This is a genomic window from Xenorhabdus sp. IM139775 (genome assembly GCF_028598745.1).
In the GTDB taxonomy this organism is placed as follows: domain Bacteria; phylum Pseudomonadota; class Gammaproteobacteria; order Enterobacterales; family Enterobacteriaceae; genus Xenorhabdus.
Genome location: NZ_JAQRFK010000023.1, coordinates 18,824 through 40,313 on the forward strand (window position 1 = coordinate 18,824; position 21,490 = coordinate 40,313).

The following is a 21,490-nucleotide window of genomic DNA, read 5'->3' on the forward strand; positions in this document are numbered from 1 at the left end:
TTTTCTTTTTTAACGCCCCGCATGAAGTTTTAAATACGCTTCAAAACTGATGCTATCTTGCTGCTCAAGACTATGCTGACGCGATACAGACACTTCACGCTCAACAGAAAAATTTTCATCACTCAAAATTGAATAATGTTCTTCAATCAATTTGTTATGATACTGGTCTGCGAGTTCCAATCCATAGCCAACTATCCCCTGAGATTTCATCTTCTCCAAGACACGGGCTGAAAACGTTAATGATGGATCTTCAAACATACTCACCAATTCTTTACAGACTGATTGATATTGAGTTCCTGAACAGGCATCCAGAACTTCAGCAACTCGCTCTAAATCCTTGAATAACTTCTGTCCCACGACCTTAAGCGGCTGTTGTTCAATCCCATGACCAATCCCAATAGACAGATCTGGCTTGCGCCCTTCTAAGATGACCTTATTCCAGTTTCCACGACAACAGGCAAGCTCTTCACTTCCCATTTCAGGCGCATCAGCCAGAGCACACCATATCAAAAATAAATCAAGAAAACGAATTTGAGTCTCATCAACGCCAATGGAAGAGAAAGGGTTAATATCCAAAGAGCGCACTTCAATATATTCTATACCCCCTCTCAACAAGGCATCTGAAGGAGACTCTCCTTTCCTCGTGACTCGTTTTGGACGTATCTGTGCGTACAACTCATTTTCAATTTGAAGGACATTCGTGTTGAGCTGTAAGTATTTATCTTCTTTCTTGATACCGATTGCCGCAAACTCTTCAGATGGCTTATGAATGGCTTTCTTAAGCCCTTCTACATAGGTATGAAGATGATTAAAAGTGATATTCAGATCACTTTGTGATTTGTTGGTATACCCTAGGTCACTCATCCTCAACGAAGTCGCATAAGGCAGGTAACAAGTCCCTCTTTCGGTTTCCTCAAAAGATAATGCTGTGTCTCGCCCACGTAAAAATGAAGAACAAATTGCCGGTGATGCACCAAATAAATAAGGGATCACCCAACCAAAGCGGTAATAATTGCGGATCAAACGCAGGTAACCATCTGAAATCTGCTCTTTTCCCGTTTCAGCATCTTTAATACCTAACCAAGCCTGCCAGAAACTTATTGGCAAAGAAAAGTTATAATGCACACCAGAAATTATTTGCATGAGTGCGCCATAACGATTCTTTAATCCTTCACGGTATAAGGTTTTAAAGCGGCCTAGATTAGACGTCCCATATTGAGCCAGAGTGATATTTTCTTCATCATCAATAAAACATGGCATACTTAAAGGCCACATTTTTTCATTACCCAGATTCTGAGCCGTATAGATATGCAAATCTTTAAGGAAAGCAATGGTTCTATCTATGTTGCTATCAACAGGGGTAATAAACTCCAATAGAGATTCAGCAAAATCAGTTGTAATCCATTTATGCGTTAAAGAAGCACCAAGTGATTTTGGATGCTCCGTCTTAGCTAAATGACCGTCTGGAGTAACACGCAATGTTTCACGTTCAATGCCACGACAAATCCCGTTTAATACGGTAGGGTTTGCCTCTAGCCATGACAATGCTTTTGATACGTCCGGGATCAATTTGTCCTCCCGTGGAGTTTAAAAGATTATTACTAAAAGTTTACTTTATATGAAACAAGACAAGTTGTCGCTGATTACATGGAGGTGGAAACACGCCAATGATTAAATTATAATCAAAAATAATAAAGCAAATGTTATATTTTAATGAAAACAAAAAACCCCCGCCTTGATAAGGCAGGGGTTTAAAATGGTGCATCCAGGAGGATTCGAACCTCCGACCGCTCGGTTCGTAGCCGAGTACTCTATCCAGCTGAGCTATGGATGCGTTGTCAGTTTTCTATTTCTGCTCAGGCACTATTGACTGCCTGAATTTACAAAATCGATATCCCGAAAAATCAGGGTATCTAAGTATGGTGCATCCAGGAGGATTCGAACCTCCGACCGCTCGGTTCGTAGCCGAGTACTCTATCCAGCTGAGCTATGGATGCATTGTCGGTTTTCTATTTCTGTTCAGACACTGATGATTGCCTGACTAGACAGAATTGAGATACCTAAAAAATCGCGGTGTTTAAAATGGTGCATCCAGGAGGATTCGAACCTCCGACCGCTCGGTTCGTAGCCGAGTACTCTATCCAGCTGAGCTATGGATGCATTTTAAATGGCGGTGAGGGAGGGATTCGAACCCTCGATGCAGCTCTTAACCACATACTCCCTTAGCAGGGGAGCGCCTTCAGCCTCTCGGCCACCTCACCATTACTTTAAAATCGTAAAGAAAATTCACGCTTTAAAACCTGCTACTCAGAAGTTTTCACTTCATCACTTTCAGAACCTTTACTTCTGATGCTTACTCAGAAGCCTTTCTTCAAGCTCTTCGTCGCTGCGATGGCGCACATAATACTTTCCCTGCCTGATAAGTCAAACAATTTTTCGCAACTTTTTTTTGTTTGAACACTTAACATTCAAAGTGCTGGGTTTAACATCTAAAGGGCTGTTTTATCAGCAGTGAAATCATCTAAGAACCGTTAAAATTTACGGAAATGATTATTCCTCTCTATGGACTCATGAACGATGCTTTTTCGACAGATAGAAAATAAGAAGACGTGAGAAAATAGAATCAAGATCTTAAAAAGAGATAAACATGATAGGTTGACAAAATAGGGAATAAGCAGAAAGTAGCAAAAAGAAGGCAAAAAAACAGAGTAGCGCCCAAGTTTTAAAAAAGCGTGGACGCCATTCTTGAATTAAAAAGTTGTAGGCTGAGACTTCTCTGCCTGAATCCGTTGATAAATTTCTTCACGGTGAACAGAAACTTCCTTGGGCGCATTTACACCAATGCGAACTTGGTTGCCTTTAACTCCCAGTACTGTGACTGTTACCTCATCGCCTATCATGAGTGTTTCACCAACTCGACGAGTCAGAATAAGCATTCTTTGCTCCTTGAAAATTTAAAAGAGTCGGGTCTCTAGGTTTCCCCGCTATTATCCATCAAACACCGTGAAAACGTAAAGCAATGATATCTACTTAAAGTATAAGCAGTTTTGAACACATTTACTATATCTATAGGATAGCTAAAATATAAGCACGTGCCCAACATTTTAACAATTTCACAACCAAAACCATCTGGCACCATAAAAAAACGCTTTCATGGTGCCACTGCTGTCACGGCAATACCAACTATAACCGCGATGCTACCCACTCTTCTACACTAGCTAATGCGGAAGTAAGAGCTGCTACATCCGACCCACCAGCCTGAGCCAGATCAGGACGTCCCCCTCCTTTACCTCCAACTTGTTGGGCAACAAAAGAGATTAAATCGCCTGCTTTTATTTTAGCAGTCAAATCCTTCGTTATACCAACAATTAGGCTGACTTTATCACCAGTCACTGTGGAAAGCACAATAATTGCTGATCCTAATTGATTTTTGAGATCATCAACCATCGTTCTGAGCATTTTCGGTTCTATATCACCTAATTGTGTCACCAGTAGACGGACACCTTGGATTTCCTTGGCTTGATTCGCCAAAGAGGAGCTTTCCTGAGCCGCTTGCTGAGATTTCAACTGTTGCAACTCTTTTTCCAATTGTTTCGTTCTGTCCAGTGTCGTTTTCACTTTCTCATTCAGGCTACTGATATCACCTTTCACCAGATGAGCAATGTCTTGCAGTAAATCAGCTTGCTGATAGACAGAGTTTAGCGCAGTTTGCCCCGTAATGGCTTCAATACGGCGGATCCCTGCTGCTGTACCTGATTCACTGGATATACGGAACAACCCTATATCACCTGTGCGACTCGCATGAGTGCCACCACATAGTTCGGTAGAAAAGCCGCCCATGCTAAGTACACGCACTTTTTCGTCATATTTCTCGCCAAACAGTGCCATAGCACCTTTGGCTTTTGCTTCTTCCAGCCCCATTAATTCTGTAACAATAAGTGAATTTTTGCGAACTTCTTCATTCACTAAGTTTTCGACTTGACGGATCTGCTTTGGTTTCATGGCCTCAAAGTGAGAGAAATCAAAGCGCAAATATTTATCATTGACCAAAGAACCTTTTTGGGCAACGTGTTCTCCCAAAATTTGACGTAATGCCGCATGTAACAAATGGGTCGCCGAGTGATTCAAACGGATCGCATCTCTGCGCATCCCATCAATTTCAGCATTAACGGTACCATTAACGCTCAAACTACCGCTTATCAACTTACCGCTGTGACCAATTGCCTGAGCATATTTTTGTGTATCGAGGACTTCAAATACGCCATCGCCATTCGACAATTTACCCGTATCACCAACCTGTCCACCAGATTCAGCGTAGAAAGCGGTTTTATCAAGTATAACGATCGCTTCTTCACCCGCGTGAATTTGCTCAACAGACTGACCATTACGGAAAATAGCGATAACAGCAGCTTGCTGTGAATGATGGTCATAACCACAAAAATCACTGCGTTCATCAACTTTGATTAATTCATTGTAATCTGTACCAAAGCCGCTGAATTCACGGGCACGACGACGCTGATTTTCCATCGCTGCATCAAAACCGACTTCATCGACTTTGATATTACGTTCGCGGCAAACATCCGCAGTCAGGTCAACAGGGAAACCATAGGTGTCATACAAACGGAAAGCAGTCTCACCATCGAGGGTATCGCCAGATAATTTAGCCAGCTCTTCATCCAGAAGCTGCAAACCACGTTCCAAAGTACGAGCGAACTGTTCTTCTTCCGTTTTCAATACCTGCTCAACCAAAGCCTGCTGCTGTTTCAGCGCCTCACCAGCCGCGCCCATGAATTTGATGAGCGGTGCAACCAGTTTGTAGAAGAAGGCTTCTTTTGCCCCCAGCATATTGCCATGACGAACAGCACGACGAATGATACGGCGAAGCACATATCCACGGTTTTCATTGGATGGAATAACCCCGTCGCAAATCAAGAACGCACATGCGCGGATATGGTCGGCAACAACACGCAGTGATTTATTGGTAAGATCGGTTGCCCCAGTTACTTCTGCAACCGAAGCAATTAAACTTTGGAACAGGTCAATCTCGTAGTTGGAATTAACATGTTGCAAGACTGCGGTGACACGCTCCAGCCCCATGCCGGTATCCACTGAAGGTTTTGGTAACGGTTCCATGGTGCCATCAGCATGGCGGTTGAATTGCATGAAAACGATGTTCCAAATTTCGATATATCTGTCACCGTCTTCTTCTGGGCTGCCTGGAGGACCTCCCCAAATATGTTCACCGTGGTCGTAAAAAATTTCCGTACAAGGGCCGCATGGACCGGTATCCCCCATTTGCCAGAAATTATCTGACGCATAAGGAGCACCTTTGTTATCACCGATACGAATAATCCTTTCTGCTGGAACGCCGACTTCTTTATGCCAAATGTCATAAGCCTCGTCGTCTGTCTCATAGACAGTCACCCACAGTTTTTCTTTTGGCAGACTAAACCACGCTTCGCTGGTCAGCAACTCCCATGCGTATTTAATGGCATCCTGTTTAAAATAATCGCCAAAACTGAAGTTACCCAACATTTCGAAGAAAGTGTGGTGACGGGCTGTATAACCCACATTTTCTAAATCATTATGCTTACCGCCAGCACGAACACAACGCTGAGCCGTTGTTGCCCTAGAATAAGGTCTATTATCCAATCCCAGAAAAACATCTTTGAACTGGTTCATCCCTGCGTTGGTGAACAACAATGTTGGATCATTAGTCGGCACCAATGAACTACTTGGTACTATCTGGTGCCCTTTAGTATGAAAAAAGTCAAGAAACGCTTGACGGATCTCAGCGGTGCTTTTGCTCATAATTGTCCCGAAATCAAGCTGAAAAAACAGATTTATGAATGGTTGAGGTGGTATACCGCATCACCTGTCAACTCACGAATAAATTAAAGTAGGGTTAAGATAGAATGTCTTCCATAAGAAGTAAAATCCCATATAAATCCATTCGCTTTTCAGCATTGTAATTCGTCTGGGGATTTTCTGAAAGTCTGTTCGTGACACCTGTTTCAATACGCCTATTTCAAGGATGTTTATTTCTGCCATAAAAACAAAAACCACACCCAATATGAGTGTGGTTTTTAAAAGCCAGATTAGTGCTGTATTACGGCTGGATATGGACGTTAATGAATGAAATAAAAATTAAAACTCTTCGTTATTTACTTCTTCGCCGTTGTTTTCATAATCAGTCACATAATCCGTAGCCGCACTATTGAACTCCCCTGTATTATTCAACAGTAAATCGCGTAGTTTCTTATCCAACTCGGACGCAATTTCTGGATGTTCTTTCAGATAGTTAGTGGCATTGGCTTTACCTTGTCCAATTTTGTCGCTGTTGTAGCTATACCATGCACCAGCTTTTTCCACCATTTTGTGCTTAACACCCAGATCGACTAACTCACCAAAGGTGTTAATGCCTTCACCATAAAGAATTTGGAATTCGGCTTGTTTAAATGGCGCAGCAACCTTGTTCTTGACCACTTTCACACGTGTTTCACTACCAACAACTTCTTCGCCATTTTTCACCGAACCGGTACGGCGGATATCCAAGCGGACAGAGGCGTAGAATTTCAGCGCATTACCCCCTGTGGTGGTTTCAGGGTTACCAAACATCACCCCAATTTTCATGCGGATTTGGTTGATGAAGATCAACAGGGTATTCGAGTTTTTCAGATTCCCCGCCAGCTTACGCATCGCTTGGCTCATCATACGCGCAGCCAAGCCCATATGAGAGTCGCCGATTTCACCTTCAATTTCTGCTTTTGGTGTTAATGCGGCAACAGAGTCAACAATAATCACATCGACAGCACCAGAACGTGATAAGGCATCACAAATTTCCAATGCCTGTTCACCCGTATCAGGCTGGGAACACAACAGATTATCAATATCTACACCCAGTTTTTTCGCATAAACCGGATCAAGGGCATGTTCGGCATCAATAAACGCACAAGTTCTGCCCTCGCGCTGGGCTGCGGCAATAACTTGCAATGTCAGCGTTGTTTTACCGGAAGATTCTGGTCCATATATCTCAACGATACGGCCCATTGGTAAGCCACCTGCGCCCAGTGCAATATCCAGTGACAGGGAACCGGTAGAGATCGTTTCAACATCCATTGAGCGGTTTTCACCCAAACGCATGATGGAACCTTTACCAAATTGTTTCTCAATTTGGCCCAGCGCCGCTGCCAGAGCCTTTTGTTTGTTTTCATCGTTAGCCATATTTACTCCTTCGCAAGCAATGAAGGGGCTGCCCCACTGCTGATAAACTGTTTCTGATACCAAAGTGCCGTATGATTATACTGTATAATCATACAGCATCAAGCTAATTTTTTATGATTTCTGCCAACAAGGTTTTTAAAGAAAAAATGACGGCTTGCAGACGCACAGCATGACGATCCCCCGAAAAATGCTGACGGTAGGTCACAGTATGGATATTTTCATCAAGGTAAAAAGCAAACCCAATCCAAACCGTGCCAGTCGGTTTTTCCTCACTTCCCCCTTCTGGCCCAGCAATACCGCTGACAGCAACAGAAACGTCTGCATTCGCGGCAATTAATGCCCCGGCTGCCATTTCTTTTACGACCGGCTCACTGACCGCACCAAATTGTGCCAACGACGCCGGAGAAACCCCCAGCATTTCATGTTTGGCGTCATTACTGTAAGTCACGAAACCGCGATTAAAATAGGCCGAACTCCCCGCAATATCTGTAATCACTTTAGCGATCCAACCGCCGGTGCAAGATTCTGCACAGGTTACGGATAATTTTTTCTGTTTTAATCTCTTTCCAAGTTCAATACTAAGCTGATTCAGGATTTTTTCATCCATAACCGACCTTCAATTCTATAAGAAATTAATTTTTCCGAAGCAGATCCCAAATCCACAGACCGCCAATGGCCAAAGAAAGCAAAAGGCCAAAACCAATGCCAACCGCAACGACCGAAGCGCCCAACATGATGGAAACCGAATACAACCCCAGCATGACTAACATGGCACTGTTTTCACCTAGGTTTTGTACAGCAACAGCTTTACCTGCGCCCATTGCATGCTTTCCATGTTCTTGCAGCAGTGCATTTAATGGAACGATGAAAAGTCCACCAAATACGCCGAGGACAATCAAAATTAAGTAGGAAAATACGATGGATTGCTGAGTCGCAAAAAGAATGACCATCAGTCCAATTAAGATCCCCGCCGGCATACAGCGACGAACCGTTTTCAATGTAATAAACCGCGCAGCCATGCCTGCCCCAGCAATGATACCAATAGCAACGACGGCATTCATCAATGTCGGGGTCGTATTGCCATCAATGCCCAGAACAATCGGAACCCATGCAACCAACAAGAAGCGCAGCGTGATACCTGCTCCCCAAAATAAGCTGGTTCCCACCAATGAAAAGCGCGTTTCCTGATTACGCCAAAGTGAAGCGCAAACCGCCATAAAATCCACCAGCATTTTTTTGGGATTCCAGCCTCTGCCTTCACGAGCCGCAGCCAGACGGGGAATATAGAAATTAGACACGACGGCGACACCATACAACAAGGCACAAAGCCCCAATGCCAGTATCAGGCTGATATCAGAAAGGAAACCACCAGCAACTGAACCAATCAGAATAGCGGCGATGGTCGAAGCCTCCATCATGCCATTGGCTTTGACCAAACGTCCGCCATCCGTCAATTCACCCAAAATCCCATACTTAGCAGGAGAATAAGCCGCAGCCCCAATTCCGACTAAGGTATATCCCAGAAAAGGGTTCATATCGATACAGATGCTGATGGCCCCAAGCAATTTGATGACATTAGAAAAGAGCATGACACGCCCTTTTGAAAACCGATCAGCAATTTGCCCCACAAAGGGGGCAAATACGATATAAGTCAGGACAAAAACAATTTGCAGGACTGGCCAACTCCATTCAGGATAAAACTCCATCTTTAATTGGGCTAAGATCGCAAAGAACAGTGCATTGTCAGCAAACGCAGAGAAAAATTGCGACAACAATACGGCTTTCATTCCACGACTTAACAGGGGTCGTGTCTCCACAGTGGCATCCATTTCTTTACTCCTGTTCAGCCATTGTTCTGAGTGTGACAAAATCCGGTTTACCACTGCCAAGCAAAGGCAGGTGCTTCACATAACGGATGTCTCGTGGAACCGACAGCTCAGGCATTCCCATTTCACGGGCAATGCCCAGCATGGCATTTCTATTGAGTTTCGCATCGGTTGTGAACAATACCAGTGCTTCACCTTTACTGCGGTCACGCTTGGCGGTAGCCGCATGCAGTGCATCAGTCGAAATGCGCGAGGCTATTTGTTCTACCGCTTCGAGAGAAACCATTTCCCCCGCAAGTTTGGCAAAACGTTTCACCCGCCCTTTGATCATGCAAAAACCCTCTTTATCAATAGCAACGATATCCCCGGTATCATACCAGCCGACTTGATTATTCCCTTCGGCATCTTCTGCGGACGGTGGTTCCAGATGCTCAGGCGCTTCAACTCGCAGATATCCTTTCATGACATTTGGCCCGCGTAGCTGTAAGCGGCCTCCTCCTCCTTCAATTCCCTGTACAGGCAGTAAACGGGCTTCCATGCCGGGCAAAATCCGCCCGGCGGTTCCCGTTTTTGCCGCCATCGGGACATTGATTGCCACTACCGGCGCACATTCCGTCACCCCATATCCCTCAAGGATACGGATACCAAATTTCTCCTGCCAAATGCGTTGGGTGTTTTCTGACAGTTTTTCTGCGCCGGCCACCACATAACGCAGACGGGAAAAATCATAAGGATGGGCAAAACGGGCATAATTGCCCAAGAAAGTTGAGGTTCCGAACAGTACGGTACAATTGCAATCATAGACCAGTTCAGGCACCACACGATAATGTAACGGGCTTGGATAAAGGAATACGCGACTGCCTGTCATTAATGGTGTAAATAGACCCACGGTCAGACCGAAGGCATGAAACAGGGGTAAAGAAGACATAAAGCGATCCAGCGGGGTAAAATCAGCCACTGTTTTTATCTGCTCAACATTTGCCAACAGACTGGCATGACTGTGAACAACACCTTTTGGTGCACCTTCGGAGCCTGATGTAAACAGGATCAAGGCATCATCATCCGGCTTTTGCGAAGTCAACATGGCTTTGGCAGGGAAAACCAAATGCCACAATATCCAAAGTTTATCTTCCTGCGTGATGGTGTCTTTTAAATCTTCCAGATAGACCCAATTGGCTTCGGTTACCTGTTCTGGCAGATGAGTCAATTGCCCTTTTTCCAGAAATTGGCGGGATGTTACGATGGTTTTGATGGTTGCCGCCTGCATGGCATTCTTAATGCCATTGCTTCCTGCTGTATAGTTCAGAAGCGCCGGCACTCGCCCTTTTAATGAAGCGCCATATATGGCAGCCGCCATCACCGTCGCATTTGGCAACAACAGGCCAATGCGTTCACCTTTTTGTGTAAAGCGCCCTAAGATCCGGCTGGTGGCCAATATTTTTTTCAGTAATGAGTGATAACTGTTTTCTGTAAAATTCACATCCTCAATGCAGGGTTTGAAACGGCCAAAGCGTTTTTGCGCAGTAAGGTAAGCGCCGAACAGCGTCTCCTTGTGACACGTCTGCATCCTCACTTCCATCATAATGGCATGGAGATGCTCCCCGGCTAAACGGCGGCGTGCTGTTGAATCAGGGGCATCCGGCATCGGCAGATCAACGGCAGGCAAAATCTTGAGGGTGATTTTCGGGAACCAATGCCGCTTCACGATCCCTTTTAACCGGCCAAAAACCGTTAGCTCCGCCCCCTCAATTCGGATAGGGACGACTTTTGCGCCTGATTTCGCGGCAATAAAAGCGGCACCATCATAAATTTTCATCAGAGAGCCGGTCACGGTGATCCTTCCTTCGGGGAAAATCACTATCGGACGCCCTTTATCCACCTCTTTAACCAATGTCCTGACGGCCATTGGATTAGTCGGGTCCAGCGGGACAACATCTGCATAAGGCTTGATAAATTTGAGAAAGCCACGGGTCGCAATATTAGAATAGACAGCGAATACCGGCTTTACCGGCAAGAATAGCCCAATTAACAGGCCATCCAGAAACGAAACATGATTGGGCGTAATAATACATTTGGGGTGTTGTAGCTGTTTGCTATCACCTTCGACTGTCACCCTGAAGAGAATACGAACAAGTAATCGAATAAAATTTAAGAGCATATCCATATCTCAAATATAATTAAATAAAATTAAAGTGAGTAAGTAGAGTGATACTATAAGTTGTATAAGCCATCTGTTATATAAGATTTCCTTGCCAGACAGAAAATAAACTTAAACGCCCTTAATATATTAAATTAGTTTGTTTTTTCGGCTTAAAATATAAGATCTAACGCGAGAGACGATATCTTCTGTTGCGAGATTGGCATCGACAATAAAACTGGCACACTCTCGGTATAAGGGTTCCCTTTCTACCAATATACCTTCCATTTCTTCTATGATGGACTTCCCTGTTAAGCTGGGACGTTGTGAATTCTCTGGATTAAGGGACAACCGTTTACTCAACACGTCTGCGGATGCTTGTAAATAAATCACAACGCCATTTTGTTGCATATATTGGCGATTCTCAAGCGATAACACCATTCCCCCTCCGGTTGAAATAACACGTTCACTCTGGCTAACCGCTTTTAACGTTTGGCTTTCCAATGTCCTGAAATGCCCCCAGCCATGTCGCTCAACCAAATCAGCTATCGTCATTTTAGACGTAGACTGAATACTTTCATCGGTGTCAACAAATTGATACGACAGTGCTTCAGACAACAACTTACCTATTGTCGTCTTCCCTGCACCTCGTGCACCTACGATGAATAGAGTTTGTTTCATTTGATTATTTTCCTGAAGAATCGTTTTGCCGAAGAGTCTATAAAATTAAGCCTAAACATAAAGTATATACCCGATAAACTTCAAGTTGCCGCTCGCAAGGCGAAAGCAATTGATTATCTCACCTGCATCGCGCGGAGCTAATCAATACATCTTGAAACATGACGAGTATGGTAACTAAATATTTACACTCGTGTAAAAGCGTATTGTTAATGGTGCAAAAAAGTTCATGGTGCAAAAAGTCACACTTAATATTCAGTGTGACTGAGCATAGTTCAACAAAATTCTAATTAAAGTCAGATTGGTTAACGGCGAGGTAAATAATCCCCATACCCAATCCACTTATAGGTTGTCAGTGCATCAAGCCCCATCGGGCCTCTGGAGTGTAATTTCTGGGTACTGACAGCCACTTCAGCCCCCAAACCAAATTGTCCTCCATCAGTAAAACGCGTGCTTGCATTCACATATACCGCGGCTGAATCCACATGACGCACAAAATAATCAGCCTGCTGTAAAGATTCCGTCAGAATTGCATCAGAGTGAGCTGTACCATAAGTACGGATGTGTTCAATCGCTTGGTCAATATCGCTGACAATGTCCACATTCATATCCAAAGATAGCCATTCATCACAATAATCTGCTTCTGCCACTGCCACGACGGTGGCAGGGCCATCTTTCAGCAAGACCAGCGCTGATTTGCTGGCGTGCAGTGTCACCCCCTGCTCTTTCATTTTAATACTCAAGACTGGCAGGAAATCGGCGGCTATTTTTTCATGGACTAATAACGTTTCCAGTGAATTACAGGCACTTGGGCGTTGAACTTTCGCATTGGTAATGATTTCCAGCGCTTTTTCAATATAGATGGTTTCATCCACAAATGTGTGACAAACGCCAATCCCGCCCGTGATCACGGGAATCGTTGATTGTTCCCGGCACAATTTATGTAACCCCGCCCCGCCCCGCGGGATCAGCATATCGACATAACGATCCATTTTCAGCAATTCAGCGACCCATTCACGATCGGGTTTATTGATCGCCTGAACCGCAGCAGCCGGTAAACCACTTTGCCCCAGAGCCTGCTGTATAACGCTAACCATCGCTTGATTAGTATGGTGAGTCTCTTTGCCACCCCGCAATATCACGGCATTACCGGTTTTCAGGCATAACGATGCCACATCGATGGTCACATTAGGCCGGGCTTCATAAATGACCCCAATCACGCCCAAAGGAACCCGGCGTCGGCTCAATTGCAATCCATTATCCAATAATTGCCCATCAATGACTTGCCCTACCGGATCAGCCAAACGGCAGACCTGACGCACATCATTGGCGATAGCATTCAGTCGTTCAGGCGTCAGTAACAACCGATCGAGCAGTGCCTCACTCATCCCCTGCTCACGGGCTTGCTGCATATCTTGCTGGTTAGCAGCCAGAATCACTGCCATTTCGCTCTCCAGCAAATCAGCAATATGATTCAACGCTTGATTTTTCTGGCTGGTGCTTAATTGCGCCAACTGCCACGATGCGGCTTTGGCCGCTTTTCCCATCTGCTCTAGCATGGTGAAATCCTTAACTCACGATCAATTCATTAAATGACAATCAAATCGTCACGGTGAACCGCCACAGCGCCATATTCATAACCCAGTATCTGGCTAATTTGCTGTGAATGATGGCCGGCAATCAGACGTAAAGCATCACTGTTGTAACGGCATACGCCATGAGCCAAATCTTTGCCCGATAAGCTACGGATGCAAATGACTTCACCGCGGGAAAAATCACCTTTAACGTTTTTGATCCCTTTGGGCAACAGTGAACTGCCTTTCCCAATAATCGCCGCTTCTGCACCATGATCGACAATAATTTCCCCTGCCGGCGGTGCACCAAAGATCCAACGCTTACGATTTTCCATCGGGCTAGCCAGACCATGAAAACGTGTTCCAACTGGTTTTCCGTCAATAACATCAGCAATAACGCCCGACCGGTTACCCGCGGCAATGATCACATCAATGCCGGCACGCCCAGCCACGCCTGCCGCCTGAAGTTTTGTGGCCATACCTCCCGTCCCTAAGCCCGAAACACTATCCCCAGCCATCATTTTCAGCTCATCATTGATGTCATGAACTTCCGCGATCAATCTGGCATCCGGGTTGTTACGGGGATCGGCGGTATAAAGCCCTTCTATGTCGGTCAGAAGCAATAACTTATCTGCACTGCCCAGAATGGCGGCCAGCGCAGAAAGATTATCATTGTCACCCACTTTAATCTCTGCTGTCGCCACGGCATCGTTTTCATTAATGATGGGGACAATGTGATTATCAAGCAAAGCCTGAAGGGTATCCCTCGCATTCAGGAAGCGTTCACGATCTTCCAAATCCGCACGGGTCAGGAGCATTTGCCCGACATGGATACCATAAATCGAAAAAAGCTGTTCCCACAGTTGGATCAAACGACTTTGCCCAACCGCGGCCAACAACTGTTTTGAAGCAATGGTTGCCGGAAGATCAGGATAGCCTAAATGTTCGCGTCCAGCGGCAATCGCCCCGGAAGTCACAATAATAATACGGTGGCCTTTTTCATGCTGTTGAGCACATTGACGAACCAATTCCACAATGTGGGCACGATTCAAACGACGAGAGCCACCGGTCAATACACTCGTCCCCAGTTTCACAACCAATGTTTGGCTGCCATTCATCATATTTCTACCGTTAATTTGAAAAAATAATTTGAAAAAAAATAATATTCAGTTTTAACAGGAGAGAGGCGTTATGCCAACTGACATAACGCAATATTTAAAAAAAACAGGTTAAAAACAAAATCATGCCATAGCTTGTGTTTGAAGGGTGACCGTGTTTTCGGAGGGGATTAATCTCAGTTTAAGCGTGTTAAGGGAGTCAGCCAGACGTTTGTGGAATGCCTGCAACGTTGATTCAAGGTGCTCAAGATCAGCTCTTTTTTTAATACTCATGGCACACCATTCACCTTTTTTATCAAATAAGCCTATCTGATAATGGTAAACAAATCCCTGATCATGCTCTTGTAACTCTAACCACCATCCCCAAAATTCACGTTTATCTGGCACCACGTTTGCACTGACGCAAACGGCTAAACAGTCAAAGAAAAAATAACCATTTTGGCATTTTAATTCACGTACATACGGCCCTAATGCAGAAAAACTCTTCAACAACCTATTTTTAGAATAACTTGCAGGTAAAGTCATACAAAGGTCTCCTTATATACAGAACACCTTTGTATCAAACGATTAAAAAATATCAAGTAATAAATTTTGTTTTATAAAACTTTATCTTTCAACCATACACTTATTTCGTGTAATGCCTTATTGAAACCACTATAAACTGATGTCGCAGGGATCGCCCGCAATGTACCGTCCATTGAGGACATGGCGATTAACTTCGAGTCTTTCCGCGGACTGAAAATATCATCTTCCCAATACACCGAAAGCATGGGCACAGTACAACGACGACCCAACAATCCTTGTTTTTTCAAGGAATAACAATTCAGCTCTGCACGCAATCTCTCTTCATCCACGTGATAAATACCCAAGCGACTGGCCAAGACGTCGATATACATTGACGGAATTTTCTGCTGCAATTTTTCATCATGCAGCAATTCATGAACAATCGGGCCAACGACCGAGACGCCTTTAATCAGTTTCGGCTCCAAATAGGCAAGACGAACCGCGATATTCGCGCCAAAACGAAAACCGAATACCCCTACACGGGTATGATCAATCCACGGCACGCTACGTAGTTGTTGCAAAACTTGTTGATGAAGGGCACATGTATCCTGCGTCAAGGTAAACTTGGCGGAATATCCGACAGAAGGCATATCCACGGTTAACATGGCAAAGCCAAGAGGCGAGAAGTGTTCACGGAATAACCGCCAGCAATCACTCTGTACATTATCAAGGCTGGCACAAACTAATATTGTTGGACAAGGCTCCTGTACGTGGGCAGGCAAGTGCAATAACCCCGTAACACTTTTGCCGCCTTCCAGCGGGAATTCCAATTTTTTCAATTCATAGTCAGAAAAACATGCCGCATTTTCATAGGCTTTATTCGCCAGCACAATCGCCTGATCAGCCAGTTCATCACCGCGCAAATGAGGATAAGCCGCAATGCTGTATAGCGTTGCGGCCTTTAACCAGCATGAACCGGCTTTTTCTGTATCTTCAGTCTGCAATGCTTCCTGTTGCCAGAACATTGCCTGCTGGGACCATTCAAATGCCCAATTTCCTTTACGATAACCGACCACAGTATCCAACAAATGCTCAGTACTGCGTTCAGCATCTGTCACGGCAATCCGACTGAGAACATCTTGAATTTCCAGCGGATTGACGCCCCTCCAGATCCAGGCGAGCCAATTAATCATTCGATACCAACGCTCGCGGCGCTCCCCACCAAGCTGACTATCACTGGCAGTTATAGATTGTGGGTGAGTATATTTCACCAGTGTAGAGGTTTCCCGATGCTTAAGCCGAGGTTTAAACAACGATTCTGAAAGGTTTTTTTTAGTCATGGCAAAAGAAAAATCTTACTGCTGATCACAAATAGGTGGAACGAACATGACGCCCATATCCCATGGTTGCTCAATCCAAGTGTTTTGCGCGATATCAACAACATAATCATCCACAAGCGGACGACCTGCGGGTTTGGCAAAAATCGTGACAAAGTGAGCTTTCGGGTACATGTCGCGGATGGCCCGAGCAGTGCCTCCGGTATCAACCAGATCATCGACAACAATGAAACCTTCACCGTCACCTTCCGCTTTTTTCAATATGTTCAACTCGCGCTGATTATCGTGATCGTAGCTGGCAATACAGACAGTATCAACATGACGAATGCCCAATTCACGAGCCAGTAACGCCCCCGGAACAAGACCACCACGGCTAACGGCAATAATGCCTTTCCACTGTTCTACGGGAAGTAAACGATGCGCCAATTGACGGGTATGTATTTGCAACATATCCCACGTTACAACATATTTTTCACTCATAAAATTAAATCCTGGAAACTAAAAAATATTTCAGAAAAGTGTGTGTGTTTTTTTGCAGAAAAAAGTTGCGCGAGATTATAGTGATTTGAACAGACAAAAACCAGTAAAAACAAGGTAAGGCTTCATTGTGACTGCCCATTGCCGACAATAAAATGATATTCTCAAGCATGGCATGGACATTAGGACAACGCAAATGACAGAAACGCCCTAATGTGTCAAACATTACCATTTTCTTCTCACCAAAATGCTGTTACAGGAGATCCGCCGTGTCCGAATTATCAACATTATCCCCCCAACCACTATGGGATATTTTTGCCCAAATCTGCTCCATTCCTCACCCTTCCTACCATGAAGAAGCCCTCGCATCCCATATCATTGAGTGGGCAAAAAGCAAAGAGCTTCATGTAGAACGGGATGAAGTGGGCAATATTTTGATCAGAAAGCCTGCGTCAAAAGGCATGGAAAATCGCAAGGCTGTTGTACTTCAAGCGCACCTTGATATGGTTCCACAGAAAAATAACGATACTCAACACGATTTCACCCAAGATCCTATCCGCCCTTATATTGATGATGACTGGGTTACGGCTGATGGGACAACATTGGGCGCTGATAACGGTATCGGCATGGCTTCCGCCCTGGCGGTATTGGCGGACGAATCCGTCAAGCACGGGCCACTGGAAGTTTTACTGACCATGACCGAAGAGGCGGGTATGGATGGTGCGTTCGGCCTGAAATCTGGCTGGCTGCAAGCTGATATTCTGATCAATACCGATTCAGAAGAAGAAGGCGAAATTTACATGGGCTGTGCGGGTGGCATTGATTTTGTCACAACCTTACCACTGTCCCGTGAAGCCCTGCCGGCTGGCTACAAGACTTTGCAACTGACGATTAAGGGATTAAAAGGGGGTCACTCCGGTGGCGATATCCATCTGGGATTGGGCAATGCCAACAAATTACTGGCCCGTTTCCTGGCGATGTATGCCGATGAGTTGGCATTGAAACTGATTCACCTGCAAGGTGGAACCCTGCGCAATGCCATCCCTCGTGAAGGTTCTGCCGTCATTGCGGTGCCTGTCGATAAAGTTGAAAAGTTGTACCAATTGCAAGAACACTATCTGGAAACATTGAAAAACGAATACGCGGTCGTTGAAAATCATCTCACCCTCCTGTTGGATGAAACCGAAGCCTCATTACCCCCATTAACAACGGATTGCCAGACTCGCTTCGTCTCCCTGCTCAATAGTATGCTTAATGGTGTTATTCGGATGAGTGATGTCGCCAAAGGTGTGGTAGAAACGTCACTGAACGTGGGGATTGTGACGATGGATGAAGAGAAAACTGAGGTTATTTGCCTGATCCGTTCACTGATCGAAAGTGGCAAGGATTATGTTGTTGAAATGCTGCATTCTCTGGCAAACCTGGCTGGCGCAGAAACCGTCGCCAGCGGCAGCTATCCCGGCTGGCAGCCTGATGCCGATTCTCCCATCATGCACGTCGTCCGTGAAACTTATCACCAGCTCTTCGATAAAACACCGAATATCATGGTGATTCACGCCGGATTGGAGTGTGGCCTGTTCAAAAAACCCTATCCTGATATGGACATGGTTTCTATCGGCCCAACGATCCGGAGGGCTCACTCTCCTGATGAAAAAGTCCACATTAAAAGCGTCGGCCAATATTGGCAGCTACTCACTGCCATTCTGAAAGCGATTCCGGCCAAGGAATAAAAAAATAATCGAAATAAATTGTCTCTCCCCTGCTATCTGCTTGTGGGGGAGATTCCGCGCCTTACCATCCCAATAACCTTACCACTCCAATAAAAGCTGACGTTCCAGTTGTGGATTTTGTAATGTCACATGCAGCCCAACCAGCCTGACGCCTCGCCCTTCCCTGCGTGTTTCCCAAGCCTGTTTTGCAACCTGAATCAGATCGGGTTTATCCAATATGGGATGGACGTGTTCCTGTGTCGTCAATTGAAAATCGTCAAACTTTAATTTGATCCCTTGACGGGCAATACGAAGATCGGGTTTTACCTTTCCCAGCCGTTTTTCCAACTCAGGGTAAAGTTTTTCAATCAGTTCAACACACTCGTTCCACTCATAAATATCCTGCGCCAAGGTTTTTTCTACCCCGACAGATTTGCGCAAGCGTTCAGGTGTAATTTGTCTCTCATCAATGCCGTGGCAACGCTCCCAAAGCACCAGACCAAACTTACCCAAACTTTTTATTAATGCCAACTTATCGTATCGCTGAACATCAGAGCAGGTTTCCAACCCCATGTCTGACAGACGTTTCGCCGTGACTTTGCCGACACCGGGAATTTTGCGTAATGGCAGCGAATGAATAAAAGCTTCAACCTGATCGGGAGAGATAACACATTGCCCATTGGGTTTATTGATATCAGAGGCTATCTTGGCTAAAAACCTGACCGGCGCCACACCCGCGGAGGCCGTTAACTGCAATTCATCAAAAATAACCTGACGGATTTCTTGGGCAATCAACGTGGCAGAACCGTGGCAATAATGGCAATCGGTCACATCCAGATAGGCTTCATCCACAGAAAGAGGTTCAATCAATTCAGTGTAGCGGGAAAAAATTTGGCGGATATGTTGAGAGACTGCTTTATACAGCGCCATTCTGCCGGGGATCACTTTCAATTGGGGACAACGTTTTAATGCCATCGCAGTGGACATCGCACTGTGCACCCCAAAACGGCGGGCGGGATAATTTGCCGTACTAATGACGCCCCTTCGATCAGCGCTTCCGCCTACAGCAATCGGAATGTTGCGCAGTGATGGATTATCCCGCATTTCAATGGCAGCAAAAAAACAATCCATATCAATATGAATAATTTTGCGCATTTGATCTCCCCATGCCAGATTACTGTATAAATATACACGCAGGGATAATAAAACTCCAGCTAATTAGCTCGGTGATACAAGTGACATAAATACATTTTACCTGTACCATTTCTGAAATTTATAAGTCAACATGGTTATCAATAAAGATAAGGGTAATAATGAAAAATAATATTTCATTTTTTCTATATCAAATATCTGATATTTTATTCACCTCCTCGACAAGAGCATTTAGTATGCTGTTTTCCTGGTGGATGATTGAAGGGCTAAATCTGGATTTTCAACTTGGATGGTTTATTTTCTCATCCTGGTTTTTTCAAGTATTATTTCTCCTCTTCATGAGTAATCTTGGCGACAGGTTTAATAAAAAAAATGTGGTATTGCTCTGTATCATCCCGACTACTTTGCTTTTTATCCTTGCTAACTTTATAGATAAAAATTTGTATATTCCATTGGGGATTATATCTATTTTCGCTTCTATTTCAGCCATACTGATTCAACCCATTGGCACAAGTATTCTGCCAGAAATCAGTGATAAAAATAAATTAGAACCTGCATTCAAATATCGAGGCATTGTTAACTCGGTTAACATCATACTTGGCCCTGCCATATCTGGCATTGTCATTCACTATTTAAATATCAACGGCGCGTTGATATTTATTGCTTTAATGTCGCTTTCATCAATTATTGGCTTTTACTTTATCAACAACCAACAACAAGAAAAGCCATTACAACAACATAAAAGTCATATAGGAAGCATTAAAATCATTACTAAAAACCCGACAGAAGCCAGTTTAGTGATTGTTGCTGCCTTTTTTAATTTTACGGTCGTACCATTAGTCACCTATATTGCCCCACTGATTATCATCAATGAATTTAAACTCAGTGCGTTACAAGTAGGGATTGCCGAAGCCACATTTGGGCTAGGCATGATGATTGGCAGTACCATGATTATTCGATATATGAATAAAATTTTCTGCAAAGCACACAGTGCTTTTATTTCAGCACTCACAATCTCGGTATGTATAACCGGAATATCGACGGCGACGTCATTAATTGGGTTATGCAGTTATATGCTAATCTGCGGCATCGGTGTGGTTATCTATAATATCAATACCACCTCAATTCGCTGCCTGGCAACACCAGAATCTCACCGTAATACGATGGAATCTAAATTCCTTGCCATTTGCATTATTTCAATACCCTTGGGAATGATATCTGCAACCTATATGGTAGAAAGCTATGATATAAGAGTTTTATTAATCATTTTTTCGGCTTTAATGGGATTAATCTCATTCCTTGTGTTATTTTCACCCAAATATGTGGAAATATCAAAAATGTCAGCATCTCAATTAAATGGTTACTACGAAAAAATCTATCCTGAGGCTTATCAGGCTAAAAATGGCTAACAACCTTATATACTCACCGAACTTCAAATTCATTGATTATCTCCCCGCGCTGCCAGGGCGCGAGCACACTATTTTAGCTGCGTTTTGAAGATGATTATCTCTTAATATTCGGTTTTAATAGTGTTTTTATCGAGTGAAATTTAATCACACAGGCAATTCTTTAGACTTTTATAGAAAACTAAAGAATTAAAGAACAAGAGTGACATTTTAAGTTCAAATATTAATCAAAGTATGCTCGCGCCCTGCCCGCGCTGCGGGGAGATAATCAGCAGCTTGCGAATTACAACTTGCTGTTTTGATAAAAATTGCCTGTGGGCAATACAGGCAATTTTTATCATGCGATTT

General features: G+C 44.3%; 16 protein-coding genes and 4 tRNA genes. 2 read left to right on the forward strand and 18 right to left on the reverse strand.

Annotated features, from left to right (window positions below; all coding sequences use genetic code 11):
- Window positions 1-9 precede the first annotated feature (9 nt).
- The 17 genes from gshA to gpt form a co-directional block, all read right to left on the reverse strand.
- Complete coding sequence (gene gshA / locus PSI17_RS07260) at window positions 10-1,569, reverse strand: glutamate--cysteine ligase (protein WP_273551338.1); 1,560 nt, start codon at window positions 1,567-1,569, stop codon at window positions 10-12.
- Window positions 1,570-1,757: 188 nt separating this feature from the next.
- Window positions 1,758-1,834, reverse strand: a tRNA-Arg gene (locus PSI17_RS07265).
- A gap of 86 nt (window positions 1,835-1,920) precedes the next feature.
- Window positions 1,921-1,997: transfer RNA gene (locus tag PSI17_RS07270), tRNA-Arg, on the reverse strand.
- 86 nt (window positions 1,998-2,083) lie between these two features.
- Window positions 2,084-2,160, reverse strand: a tRNA-Arg gene (locus PSI17_RS07275).
- An 8-nt stretch (window positions 2,161-2,168) separates the two neighbouring features.
- Window positions 2,169-2,261: transfer RNA gene (locus PSI17_RS07280), tRNA-Ser, on the reverse strand.
- A 489-nt stretch (window positions 2,262-2,750) separates the two neighbouring features.
- Window positions 2,751-2,936 (reverse strand): carbon storage regulator CsrA, encoded by a 186-nt coding sequence (gene csrA, locus PSI17_RS07285; RefSeq protein ID WP_010845367.1) that lies wholly within the window; start codon window positions 2,934-2,936, stop codon window positions 2,751-2,753.
- A 247-nt stretch (window positions 2,937-3,183) separates the two neighbouring features.
- The gene (gene alaS, locus PSI17_RS07290) at window positions 3,184-5,811 is read right to left on the reverse strand and encodes an alanine--tRNA ligase (RefSeq protein WP_273551339.1); all 2,628 of its coding nucleotides are present in this window, start codon (window positions 5,809-5,811) and stop codon (window positions 3,184-3,186) included.
- A 336-nt stretch (window positions 5,812-6,147) separates the two neighbouring features.
- A complete protein-coding gene (gene recA / locus PSI17_RS07295) occupies window positions 6,148-7,224 on the reverse strand; it encodes a recombinase RecA (RefSeq protein WP_273551340.1) in 1,077 nt (358 codons plus the stop codon).
- 103 nt (window positions 7,225-7,327) lie between these two features.
- On the reverse strand, window positions 7,328-7,831 hold the full coding sequence (pncC, locus tag PSI17_RS07300; protein WP_273551341.1) for a nicotinamide-nucleotide amidase: 504 nt from the start codon (window positions 7,829-7,831) through the stop codon (window positions 7,328-7,330).
- Window positions 7,832-7,856: 25 nt separating this feature from the next.
- Window positions 7,857-9,053: a lysophospholipid transporter LplT gene (gene lplT / locus PSI17_RS07305; protein WP_273551342.1), complete on the reverse strand. Its 1,197-nt coding sequence runs from the start codon at window positions 9,051-9,053 to the stop codon at window positions 7,857-7,859.
- A gap of 4 nt (window positions 9,054-9,057) precedes the next feature.
- Window positions 9,058-11,208, reverse strand: coding sequence for a bifunctional acyl-ACP--phospholipid O-acyltransferase/long-chain-fatty-acid--ACP ligase (aas, locus tag PSI17_RS07310; protein ID WP_273551343.1), 2,151 nt, complete (start codon window positions 11,206-11,208; stop codon window positions 9,058-9,060).
- A gap of 129 nt (window positions 11,209-11,337) precedes the next feature.
- Window positions 11,338-11,868 (reverse strand): shikimate kinase AroL, encoded by a 531-nt coding sequence (gene aroL, locus PSI17_RS07315; protein ID WP_273551344.1) that lies wholly within the window; start codon window positions 11,866-11,868, stop codon window positions 11,338-11,340.
- A gap of 302 nt (window positions 11,869-12,170) precedes the next feature.
- Window positions 12,171-13,424, reverse strand: coding sequence for a glutamate-5-semialdehyde dehydrogenase (proA, locus tag PSI17_RS07320; protein ID WP_273551345.1), 1,254 nt, complete (start codon window positions 13,422-13,424; stop codon window positions 12,171-12,173).
- Window positions 13,425-13,453: 29 nt separating this feature from the next.
- On the reverse strand, window positions 13,454-14,557 hold the full coding sequence (proB, locus tag PSI17_RS07325; protein WP_273551359.1) for a glutamate 5-kinase: 1,104 nt from the start codon (window positions 14,555-14,557) through the stop codon (window positions 13,454-13,456).
- A 123-nt stretch (window positions 14,558-14,680) separates the two neighbouring features.
- Window positions 14,681-15,082, reverse strand: coding sequence for a sigma factor-binding protein Crl (crl, locus tag PSI17_RS07330; RefSeq protein ID WP_273551346.1), 402 nt, complete (start codon window positions 15,080-15,082; stop codon window positions 14,681-14,683).
- Between the two features lie 71 nt (window positions 15,083-15,153).
- Window positions 15,154-16,401: an esterase FrsA gene (frsA, locus tag PSI17_RS07335; protein WP_273551347.1), complete on the reverse strand. Its 1,248-nt coding sequence runs from the start codon at window positions 16,399-16,401 to the stop codon at window positions 15,154-15,156.
- Window positions 16,402-16,416: 15 nt separating this feature from the next.
- Window positions 16,417-16,878, reverse strand: coding sequence for a xanthine phosphoribosyltransferase (gpt, locus tag PSI17_RS07340; protein WP_273551348.1), 462 nt, complete (start codon window positions 16,876-16,878; stop codon window positions 16,417-16,419).
- A 266-nt stretch (window positions 16,879-17,144) separates the two neighbouring features.
- Between gpt and pepD the strand changes: the two genes are divergently transcribed.
- Window positions 17,145-18,605 (forward strand): beta-Ala-His dipeptidase, encoded by a 1,461-nt coding sequence (pepD, locus tag PSI17_RS07345; protein ID WP_273551349.1) that lies wholly within the window; start codon window positions 17,145-17,147, stop codon window positions 18,603-18,605.
- A gap of 78 nt (window positions 18,606-18,683) precedes the next feature.
- Here pepD and dinB read toward each other — a convergent pair whose 3' ends face one another.
- Window positions 18,684-19,739, reverse strand: coding sequence for a DNA polymerase IV (gene dinB / locus PSI17_RS07350; RefSeq protein WP_273551350.1), 1,056 nt, complete (start codon window positions 19,737-19,739; stop codon window positions 18,684-18,686).
- A gap of 158 nt (window positions 19,740-19,897) precedes the next feature.
- Here dinB and PSI17_RS07355 point away from each other — a divergent pair, with 158 nt between their 5' ends.
- Window positions 19,898-21,145, forward strand: coding sequence for an MFS transporter (locus PSI17_RS07355; protein WP_273551351.1), 1,248 nt, complete (start codon window positions 19,898-19,900; stop codon window positions 21,143-21,145).
- The last annotated feature ends 345 nt before the right edge of the window (window positions 21,146-21,490 follow it).